This is a genomic window from Lacticaseibacillus sp. 22 (assembly GCF_055413445.1).
Genome location: NZ_JBVAYD010000019.1, coordinates 33,723 through 44,297, shown reverse-complemented (window position 1 = coordinate 44,297; position 10,575 = coordinate 33,723). Strand labels below are relative to the sequence as shown.

Below are 10,575 nucleotides of genomic sequence, written 5' to 3'. Positions count from 1 at the left end.
TATTAGGCAAGCCTAACTTTTTGGGCTATGATAGATGCGGCACCAAAAATGATTCTATTGAGGGGGCTGCAGATGGATAACTACGACAAGGCAAGAAAGGTCTTGCAATCAATGGCGTTGTCCAAAATTGCACAGGAAACAGGCATCAGTATCGGTCAGATCTGGCATTACCGGGATCGCTATGAGGGCATTCAAAAGGCGCCACCGGCATATGTTGAGCGAATCGCAAGCTTGTATCGAAAAAAACGGGTCTAGTTGGGGCATACGCTGGTCCGGATACGAAAGGGGAGACTTTCGTAAGATCGGTTGGACTGATTGAAAAGTCCGGCACTTTGAGTGTGGTGACTGATCAGTCTTGATAGGTTGACAACGTCGATAAGGCTCAATGACTCAGCAAAGTGGGTCATTGAGCCTTGTCGACGTTTTTGCAGGTTTAATGATGACCATGGTTGGATACTGATGCGATTTAGCAGGCTGGCTCACGTTATGTGGGGGTGCTACAATGAATGAATGTATGAATACTCACCTTAAGCTAAAGAATGCGGCTGGGGTCGGGTAGCAATGTAGCTGGATTAATAGGAGGCGGATGATGGCTGAGGACTTGGAGCATTTCATCAAGGCGATGGCGCTGGGGATTCCAACCATTAAACCGGATGAGAAGCGAGCATTTTTGGGGAATTTTCGCGAACGGGTGGCGATGGCAGTGACGATTCGCCAACTGCGCGATGCCCGGATCACCGCAATGCTTGATTCAGTCTTGAAGCGTTACCCCGGTTACCGAATATTTTTAAACGGTCGGATGGGTGAGAGCTTGGTGAATCAGTATATGATGCAGGCGCTGGCACATCAGTATCCGTTTACGATCATGAATCAGCCCGGTATGCGCGTGACCAAGCGGGTATTGCCGACAGACTTTGGATGGGTATTGGCACATCCGACCCAGAAAATAAGTCGGCCGATTTTGTTATAAGTAAACATGCTAATCATGAAACAGCTAAGGATTTTTTAGAGGAGGATCATTTTGACGCAACTTGATACCATTCAAACCACCGTGCAACAGTTGCGGATTTCGTTGAATCAAGGCAAGATCTTCGCGACTTTACCGGACATGCTGGGCAAAGTCATCACTAGCATCGCGACTGAGCCAAAAACGAGTCTGAAAATTCCCCGGGATGATAAAACGGCTGTCGCCAGAATTCGGGCTATTCAAAAGCGGGTTAAACAAACGAGCGATCCAAGTGTGACCGATGATGAAATTGCTTTTTTGGTCGCACACTTAGCCAGTACCAATCCGGCTGTTCGCGATAAAGGCGTGTTTTTCCTGTTTAACGATTTGTTTCAGGCTGAGGCGTTCACGAATGAACAAGTTAAGGCACTTTTTAAGCGCTTGCAGGCACCCGACATTTTGTTCAGCCACATCTTTGAACCGGAAAATGACGCGATTTTTCTGCGGAGTTTTGCCGTTATGATTCTCAGTGGGATGATCTACGCGGATCAGAATCGTTACCATGTTCTTAGCAAAAATGATTATTTGAGCACCGTACAAAATATCGGTACTTATATTTTGCTGGAGAAGGATGGTCGCGGTTATGTTCCGAATAAAGGCTGGGCGCATGCTTTTACCCATATCGGGAATATGCTTGAGGAATTGAGCCAAGTGCCGGTTCTTCCGCGTTCAGAAAAGGTCTTTTTGATGGCTGCCGTTGTTGAGGCGTGGCGACGGGTCGAAACCCCGTTGATTTTTGGAGAAGATCATCGGCTGGCGCTTTATTTCAGTAGCTTAACCAACGTCAATCAGTTTTATAGTGAAACCTTTTTGATGTGTCTAAAAAATTGGCAACACACGCTGGTCAATGTGCGGCCACAGGAATCATACCGTTTTTGGGTACAGTGGTATAATCGCAATCGCTTGTTGCAGGCATTAACGTTGCGCGCTGATTTACCGCAGCCGATTGCGGATTATATTCAACAGATTGTTGATCTTTTTTGAGCGTTCGAAGCGCCAAGTCATTAAGATATTTATTTTTGGTATTAATCGGCGTTGCAGCTGACGTTCGCCGATGTGAGCTGGCACCAAATGATTAAAACTGTGATAACACGGTTTTGAATCGGTTTTTTATTAGAATGGTGTGTGCTGCAACGGCACAATTAGGTTGACGTGATACTTGACGAAGCACAGGTGAAACATCCTGCACTAAATGCAGATCAGAAAATTATTTACCGCGTTAAAAAAAGCAGATCAAGGTATACGTAGTCGTTGCCCAGGTGAAGATGCTTTCAAAAAAACAAATGGGTAAAAAGCATGCGATCATTTAACTGATACTTGAATACTATGGGCTAAGGCTTAAATGAGATTAAAATCGAGCTGATGAACGTATTAGCTAACTTTTAACAATTTAAAGATGACTGACCAATAAAAATAGTTATAAATGATTATAAGTGGATAGATATTATAGTATATTAGTTTTAACGTTGTGAGCCTTTTCGTTATCAAAGCTCAAAATTTAAAAAATTTTTTTACAAAAATAGAATAAATATCGGTTGTTATTATTAGCTTTTAAAACCAGTTATCCGTATAATTGACACTAGGTTAAGGGGGAGATCCCGCCGATTTCTATGTTGATATGTAAGAAGGAACACTGGGGAGTGATAAGTGTGCGAAAGGAGCAGCAAACGCTACGGATTTTGGGGGATAAAGTCCGCTACTATCGTAAGTTGAAAGGCCTATCTCAGGCGGAACTGGCAGCAAATATCTGTACGCAAGCTACCATTAGCCTCATTGAGAAGCGGAACAAAGTACCAAGCATGAATATTCTGATGCGGCTTATTAGTCGACTAGGTATTCAACTCGATGATATTGTCGTTGAGCATCATGATCGGGCTCAACAAATGCTTAATGCGATTGATTATCAGATTCACCATCACCAATATGCAATCGCTGCAGACAATCTGAGCAAAATTCGGTTCGAAAAGATTAAGAATGAAGACGATCAGAAACGGTATTACTACTACCAAGGTATTGTTGAGTTATTCAAGAACAATGCCCCTGATGAATCCATCTACTTTTTTGGTCGGGTCTTAAGCCCGCTTGTTAATTCGGAGCGGGATTTATACGGTATTCTAGCCACGCTTGGCTTAGGCTTAGCATATGCGGACAAGCATACCTTTGATCGTTCGCGGGTCTATATTGATCAAGCGCTACGAATGTTGAAGCATGTACCATTGTCCGATAGCAAATATCTCGATATTGAGTTGACGATTTATTGGCATATTGCCCGCGTTTACTATGAGTTAAGTGACTTCAAGGCCGTTTTGAAGTATGCCGATCATGGGATTCGCGAAGCAGTTAAGCACGATAAACTGTTTTTGCTTGACGAACTGTTTACCCTAAAAGCTCGTGCCATGAAACTACTGGGCGATCCACAGGCAGATAAGATTTACCAAATCGCGATTGCCTTTGCTGAAGTCAGCGGTTCAACAACATTAGCTGCTGGGTTAAGTGCAGAGATGGCAGCGCAGAAGCCCAATATTGAAACTGCATAATCCGGTTATGCGGTGATGTTTAAAAATACCTGAGATAGTCGTCTTGCAGCATCGTTGCTGCAGCTGACGACATTCTCAGGTATTTTTTGGTGCGATCCGGCATCTTTGCCGAGGCGCAAGATGGCGTGATTAACTTACAAAAGTAGTTCGTTCTCGATTAAACCATTTATATGATGAAGTCGTTGATTTAACTAATCATTTGGTTCGTGTGGGGTAGGCTTTTTTGTACTTGCTAGAGCCGGCTTGTTTGATAAATCGGTCCGAACCACCAGGACGTCGCATAAGGCGTTTCGGGTGACATATTCGGTTACCGAACCAATAAGCAGACGTTCAACGGCATTTAACCCTGTAGCCCCAATCATAATGAGATCAATATTCTTAGCTTTGGGGATGTCGCGGGCGATGATTGTTTTTGGCGCGCCGTACTCAATACTGAAACTGACTTTTTCTAGTCCCGCTTTTTTGGCCTGATCGACGTAACCTTCCATGGTGGTCTTGGCATTTTCCGTAACTTGTTCAACCATTGCGGAATCAAAACTCGAAACATTTTGAAACGCTCGGGTATCAACAATATGAATGAGAATTAGTTCTGCTTGATTTCGTTTTGCAACGGCAACTGCTTTTTTGAACGCTAGCTCGGCTTCATATGAGCCATCGATCGCAACCAAAATATGTTGATATTGTTGTAACATTCCTCATCACCTCTACCTTCATTGTACTTGATTCCATCATGAAATTAAATGAAAAGCGTTTCACAACTTGATCTGGGTAAGACTGATAAAAATGAAAATGGTGGCCAGAAAAGCCCCACTGACCAGAATCACCAGATTTGCCCAAGTTGGGAAGGCTAATCCTCCAATAATGGCAAAGACACCGACCACCGTAAAAAGAACCGTAAAGATCTTCAAAAAACGGGTAAGGGCTGGGGCTGGTTTTTTGATCATTAAAAAGTTTTGGTTGCGGTGACGCCATGTATAGGCGGCTAAGGCAAATACGAAAAGCGCATAGATGCTCATTAAAATGAGTGTCACGGGTAAAATCCCTCCTAGCTGTTTGGTTCTATTATGCCACAGTGAGTGGGAGTGCTGGTGGAGATTTTTGTGGTGGAGTGTTTGGGTGGGGGTGGTTAAGTTCTGATACATGAGAGCCGGTTTCGCTCATAACGCGTTCACCGGCGCAGGAGTCTGCGTGTAAGGACCTGAGGCGCAGTGGTCAAGTGCGGTCATCACGCCTCAGGCCGCTTAAGTTCTGGTTTACGCCCATAACGCGTTCGCCAGCCCAGAAACCTGCACATAAGGACCTTGAACGCAATGACCAAAACCCGGTCATCACGTCTGAAGCCGCTTGTGCTCTGGTTTACGCCCATAACGCGCTCCCCGGCGCAGAAACCTGCGTGTAAGGACCTCAGACGCAATGGCCAAAGCCCGGCCATCACGTCTGAGGCCACTTACACTCCGGTTTCTAACCGCGCCGGCTCGCGCTCACCACAAAAAAAGCCGGCGCTTGGCCGGCCAAAAACATGATTGGTTTTTATGAAAGACTAACTGGTGCCGTTTTCTTCCCGGATCGTTGAAACCCGCTGCTAGCTATGTGGGCCCAGACGCCAAGGACATTAGCCGCTAAGTGAAATAGCAGCACCGTCAATGACTCTTCCGGTCCCAAGGTCTCGATACTGTTCGGTCAACTGATAGTTAAGGAAGCGCGAACACCTTAGAACTTTCACCGTTATAGTAGCACGAGAACGACCATTCGTGCAAGCGCAACCGCTTTCGTTACTTTTTCTTCACCTTTTTGGCTTCGTGTTGCCAGCTTTTAAGTTGTTGCTGACGTTGGGCAAGTGCAGCTTCATAGCGACCCGTTGTCTTGGGTTGATAGTATTGTTTATTTTTGAGGTTATCTGGCAGGTATTGTTGTGCCACCCAGCCGTTGGGGTAATTGTGAGGCAACTTGTAGCCTTGGCCGTGTCCCAGTTGTTTGGCCCCGCGATAGTGTGCATCGCGTAAGTCATCAGGAATCTGACCAGCTTGTCCACTTTCAACGTCAGCTAGTGCCGCATCGATTGCTTTGATGCCAGAGTTGCTTTTTGGTGCCAGACAAAGATCAATAACGGCATCGGCCAGTGGAATCCGTCCTTCTGGTAGACCCAGGCGTTCCGCACTTTGAATCGCGGTTAGTGTTCGACTGGCCGTGGTTGGGTTGGCTAAACCGATGTCTTCATACGCAATGACTAATAGCCGACGCGTAATGCTATTTAAATCACCGATCGCAATTAAACGTGCCAGATAGTGCAACGCGGCGTTAACATCAGAACCGCGGATCGATTTTTGAAAAGCCGAGATGATGTCATAATGGGCGTCACCATTTGTATCACCGGAAATAGCCGGTTTTTGAAGGCTTTGCTGAATGGTTGTTAAATCTATTATGATCGTGCCGTCACTTTTAGCAGGCGTAGAGAGTACCGCAAGCTCTAGACCGTTTAGTGCCGCCCGCAAATCGCCATTGGTGGTGTGGGTCAGGTAATCGCGTGCTTCTGGCGTTAAGTCAACCTGATACTTACCTAGTCCGCGTTTGTCGTCTGCAAGGGCGCGGTCAATGGCGGTTGAAATGTCAGTCGGGGTTAATGGCTTGACCTGAAAAATCTGAGTTCTGCTGCGAATGGCCGGTTGGATGTTCATATACGGATTTTCGGTCGTGGCCCCAATGAGAACGATGCGCCCACTTTCTAATAGTGGTAATAGAAAATCCTGCTTGGTTTTGTCCAATCGGTGGATTTCATCAAGCAACAGAATCACGGTTCCGCTCATCTTGGCTTCTTCGGCAACGATTTGTAGATCCTTTTTGGTATCGGTAGCGGCATTTAAGATTCGAAACGCATATTTTGTGCTGCCGGCAATGGCACTGGCAATACTCGTCTTACCAGTACCGGGCGGACCATAAAGAATCATAGAACTCAAACGGTGCGCACTAACCATGCGGCGAATAATTCGTCCGGGACCAACAAGCTCTTGTTGACCGACAACTTCATCTAGATTTTGAGGACGCATGCGAAAAGCAAGCGGTTGTTGCAAAAAGATCCCTCCTAAAAAGTGAGCGTGGACCAGCGCGGTTAGAAGTCGGAGTGTAAGTGGCCTCAGCCGTGATGGCCCGGTTTTGGCCATTGCGGCTGAGGTCCTTACACGCAGACTTCTGCGCTGGGGAACGCGTTAAAGAAAGTGAGCGTGAGCCGGCGCGGTTAGAAGTCGGAGTGTAAGCGGCCTCAAGCCTAAATGGCCGGGCTTTGGCCATTTAGGCTTGAGGTCTTACACGTAGATTGCTGCGACTGCGAGCGCGTTAAAGAAAGTGAGCGTGGACCAGCGCGGTTAGAAGTCGGAATGTAAGTGGCCTCAGCCGTGATGGCCCGGTTTTGGCCATTGCGGCTGAGGTCCTTACACGCAGACTTCTGCGCTGGGGAACGCGTTAAAGAAAGTGAGCGTGAGCCGAGTCTACGTCGACGATCACCTCATACGATCACCTGACACATTAAAAAATCATATTTTAAAATTCGGCTGCTTGCAGTTCTAACAGTCAAAAAATGCTGTAACCCTTACAAGCATGCTGTTAAACCTGCCGGCTGCGTGTTAATCTAATTTTAAATCATCAATTAAAGGAATGACACATTGTGAATCATTATTGGCAACTGATTCAAAAAGAACATTTGTTTGGTTTGGCCGCCCAGACGCGAATGGGTGTGATTCGAACTGTCAAACCCATTCTGCCGGCAGAAACCAACTTACCGCAGTGGCCGCAACGTAGCCGCCATGCTTTGGTTCAGCCACTTTCTGCTTCAGTGTTGCAAATCGTAACCCCATTACTAGACGATTTTCCTGCCGTTATTGACCAGTTACGGGCTGGGCTAAGTCGAATTTGGGCGGCATTACCGGAAGCAGGGCACTTATCGGCTTTTACCGCGGAAAAAGTGAACCAGCAAACGGTCCGGATAGTTTTACCGGAAACACTATTTGAACGGTTGTACACAGCAGAGAATTTTCAGGGCCATGGTCCGGAATATGTTGCCTATCGTAATGAAGTTTATCAGTTGGTAGCAGACGGGTTAACGCGGCAGTTGCCATTGTTGACTTACTTGTTTTCTGCTTCTCCAGCTAACGGTCACCGCGCATTTTTGCCGTCACCGGATCAGGAACGGCAACTGGTTCAAAAAGTGACGGATCCAGACCACTTGGATCGAATTCTTGCGCTGGACGTTTTGGTGGAGCTTGATCCGTACGCTGCTAGCGGGATCACGACCCAAATGCTGACATTCTTGCGTGATAGCTGCTGGTTTGCGCTAAGTCAACCGGCCATTCCGGTTGCAGCGGCAAGTGAAGTACGCCGGCATGCTGTCATGCAGGCGCGGACAATTGCCCAGATGGCACCTGATGCCAAAGTCGCCGAGCTGCCGGCAATGCTGGATGCGATGGCGACATGGTTAAATCATGTTGGCATTGATGTGCAACAAAAACAAGCTTTTGAATTGATGCAGACGCGATTAGTGAAGCCGGAAACGAGCCTTGCCAGTCAAGTTCTTGCAACGTTTCATGACCAAACAGCTGCGGATGCGTCATTGAGTCGGCAAGCACAGGCGGACTTAACCAGTACCAATGAGTTGCCGGGGATGACAGATTTATCGGAAAACACCCAGGCATTGTTACAAGCTGCTATGGATGGGGGGTATCAGTTCACGATACTGGATCGGCAACAGAACCTGGTGCAAATTGCCACGGATACCCAGACACAAGTCATTGCAGACGGCGTTGTTACCAAGTATAAGCCAGCCAATGCCATGATCGTTGCCACTCATCGGCACACAGCCAAACAGTTGCTGGCCGCAGCAGGAATACCAGTTGCACGTGGGGCTAAGTTTACTAAATGGCCGGATGCCAAAGCAGCTTTTGAGCACAGCTTTGCGCATAAAAGTATTGTGGTGAAACCCGAGGCACGCAGCCAAGGCGAAGCGGTTGAGCAGTTTTCGATACCACCGACTGAAAAGCAGTTTGACCGAGCCTTTCATGAAGCCAATCGCCATCATGGGGTGCTCATTGAAATGATGGCACGCGGCACGACCTACCATTTTACCATCATCGGGCAACAAGTGCTCAGCGTCTTGGAAACCGCAGCAGCTAATGTTGTAGGCGATGGGCGCAAAGCCATTAAGGAATTGATCGCCTTGAAAAATGGTCACCGCGCGACTTCCCGGCAATTGCAGCTTGATGCTAGCGCGCGCCGTCAGTTAAAGGCACAAGCGTTGACACCTGAGACTGTGCTTCAACGCGGGCAGCAGGTTTTCTTAACCACTGCCGCGCATCCGCAAACCGGTGGCGATTTGTATGACGTGACGGACGAGATTGATGACAGTTACAAGCAACTGGCGCTAAAAGCTGCCGCCACACTTGATTTGCCGGTAGCAGCTGTCGACATTGTGATTGATAATCTGTATGCACCATATGATCCGGAGGCAGATGGGCAGGCGAACGTAATTAGTGTCAATCCGGTACCGGATCTCGCTGCGCCTTTGCATCCGGACATGGGCGAATCACGCGCACTTGCCCCGGCATTGCTAAACTGGCTGTTTGCTGTGAGATAAGTAAACGAGGTCATATTAAAACCGACCTCAGCGTGGTAAATTTGCTTGAAGGTCGGTTGGGTGACACCGTTCATGATCATGCTTCTGCGCGTTACGGTCACGATGCTGACATTTAGGTGCGGTCACACTCCATTATATTTGTTAAGTTGCGCCAAACGTCTTTAGCGGTTGCTTAAATAAGTTAAAACCACTTTTTCTTAGGCTTTTCTTGCGTGTCGTCAAGTGGCGGCAAGGTGATGTTAGCCTGATTGATGGCAGTGGCTGCCACAATAAGCAGCCCTGGCGCGGTATCGGCAGTTTGGGCCGTTTCGTTAGCAACCAATGTAAATGGCACATTGGCATCGGTGAGGAGCTTCATGTAAGGACCGGTAATGGCATTATCAAGTTTGCCGTTGAGTAGGGCTTTATAGTTGCGGTCATGGAAATCTTTTAATAATGGGGCAACCTGATGCTGTCGTTTGGGATCAGTCAGTTCCTGATTGCTGATACATAAAGCGACCCGTTCACGTAATGAGCCCATGTACTTGCGGCGTTCGTCGGGTTTGGTTTGCGGTGCGCCGTATAGTGCACTGTTGAGATGTTCCTGCATATTGTCTTCTGCCATGATGAAAAGCCTCCTTATGATTGGTTTGATCAAATAACAATTTAACGATCCTTGGTGAACCGTCTTGTTGTGTGAACGCGAGTCGTAATGTTGAAACCTGACAACGCGTTGCAATATGACCTCATTGTAACATGTTCTAGTGTAAAGAAAGGAATGACGAAAGGGTGTTTACCAGTGACGACTTTGCAGTTTTTGCTGCGCCAACGCTGAGTGCGCGAATGGCCTTGATTCGGCAACAGTTGGATCCGAAGTTTACGCAAGCCGCGCAGAGCATTGTGCCATTGTTGCAGACGCCGAACCAACCAATCTTTGCCCATATTGCCCAACATCGGCGTCGGCATAAGAACCCGCCGCCAAACACCTGGGTAGCCTTCTCCACGAGTCGCCGCGGCTATAAAATGTTGCCACATCTGGCGTTAGGTTTTTGGGATGATCGCCTGTTTTTGTGGCTGTCCTGTTTGCGCGAAAGTAAACCTGTACTGAACGATTTTTCAGGTATCACTGGTGTTATTTCGACATTACCTGACAGTTGGTTACTGGCTAGTGAGCATACAGCTAAGGCAACCGTGCCGTTAACCGCTGCGTCATTGGCACAGACGATTGAACGATTTGAGACCGTAAAAAGTGCGGAATTTCTGGTTGGCTGGGTTTATTTGGCAAGCGACCCGCTTTTGCAAACGCCTGATAAGCTATGGTTGGACATACAACAGCGGGTGCGAACCTTAGCGCCGGTATTTGCGCGGTTAGTTCAAAATACTGCCGCTGTCCGGTAAGCATAACTACTTGTCATGATTTCGATTCTTGATGT

General features: G+C 47.4%; 10 protein-coding genes. 6 read left to right on the top strand and 4 right to left on the bottom strand.

Annotated elements, in window-relative coordinates:
- The first annotated feature begins 72 nt into the window (after positions 1-72).
- The 4 genes from ACWP87_RS09550 (at position 73) to ACWP87_RS09535 (ending at position 3,543) form a co-directional block, all read left to right on the top strand.
- Positions 73-255 (top strand): hypothetical protein, encoded by a 183-nt coding sequence (locus tag ACWP87_RS09550; protein ID WP_005684879.1) that lies wholly within the window; start codon positions 73-75, stop codon positions 253-255.
- A 334-nt stretch (positions 256-589) separates the two neighbouring features.
- The gene (locus tag ACWP87_RS09545; RefSeq protein ID WP_005684878.1) at positions 590-970 is read left to right on the top strand and encodes a DUF1694 domain-containing protein; all 381 of its coding nucleotides are present in this window, start codon (positions 590-592) and stop codon (positions 968-970) included.
- A gap of 51 nt (positions 971-1,021) precedes the next feature.
- A complete protein-coding gene (locus tag ACWP87_RS09540) occupies positions 1,022-1,990 on the top strand; it encodes a DUF2785 domain-containing protein (RefSeq protein ID WP_005716239.1) in 969 nt (322 codons plus the stop codon).
- A gap of 665 nt (positions 1,991-2,655) precedes the next feature.
- Positions 2,656-3,543 carry a helix-turn-helix domain-containing protein gene (locus ACWP87_RS09535; RefSeq protein WP_005716240.1) on the top strand — a complete coding sequence of 296 codons (888 nt, stop codon included), beginning with the start codon at positions 2,656-2,658 and terminating at the stop codon, positions 3,541-3,543.
- Positions 3,544-3,734: 191 nt separating this feature from the next.
- On the opposite strand, the gene ACWP87_RS09530 is transcribed toward ACWP87_RS09535, so the two are convergent.
- From ACWP87_RS09530 to ACWP87_RS09520, 3 genes are all read right to left on the bottom strand, one after another.
- The gene (locus ACWP87_RS09530) at positions 3,735-4,235 is read right to left on the bottom strand and encodes a universal stress protein (protein WP_005684874.1); all 501 of its coding nucleotides are present in this window, start codon (positions 4,233-4,235) and stop codon (positions 3,735-3,737) included.
- Between the two features lie 60 nt (positions 4,236-4,295).
- Positions 4,296-4,574, bottom strand: a complete 279-nt coding sequence (locus ACWP87_RS09525; protein WP_005684873.1) for a hypothetical protein — start codon at positions 4,572-4,574, stop codon at positions 4,296-4,298.
- Positions 4,575-5,315: 741 nt separating this feature from the next.
- The gene (locus ACWP87_RS09520) at positions 5,316-6,611 is read right to left on the bottom strand and encodes a replication-associated recombination protein A (RefSeq protein ID WP_005684870.1); all 1,296 of its coding nucleotides are present in this window, start codon (positions 6,609-6,611) and stop codon (positions 5,316-5,318) included.
- Positions 6,612-7,198: 587 nt separating this feature from the next.
- Here ACWP87_RS09520 and ACWP87_RS09515 point away from each other — a divergent pair.
- Positions 7,199-9,163 (top strand): hypothetical protein, encoded by a 1,965-nt coding sequence (locus ACWP87_RS09515; protein ID WP_029943644.1) that lies wholly within the window; start codon positions 7,199-7,201, stop codon positions 9,161-9,163.
- Between the two features lie 181 nt (positions 9,164-9,344).
- On the opposite strand, the gene ACWP87_RS09510 is transcribed toward ACWP87_RS09515, so the two are convergent.
- Complete coding sequence (locus tag ACWP87_RS09510; RefSeq protein WP_014569532.1) at positions 9,345-9,767, bottom strand: YueI family protein; 423 nt, start codon at positions 9,765-9,767, stop codon at positions 9,345-9,347.
- Between the two features lie 164 nt (positions 9,768-9,931).
- Between ACWP87_RS09510 and ACWP87_RS09505 the strand changes: the two genes are divergently transcribed.
- Positions 9,932-10,540, top strand: coding sequence for a DUF1054 family protein (locus tag ACWP87_RS09505; protein WP_014569533.1), 609 nt, complete (start codon positions 9,932-9,934; stop codon positions 10,538-10,540).
- Positions 10,541-10,575 lie beyond the last annotated feature (35 nt).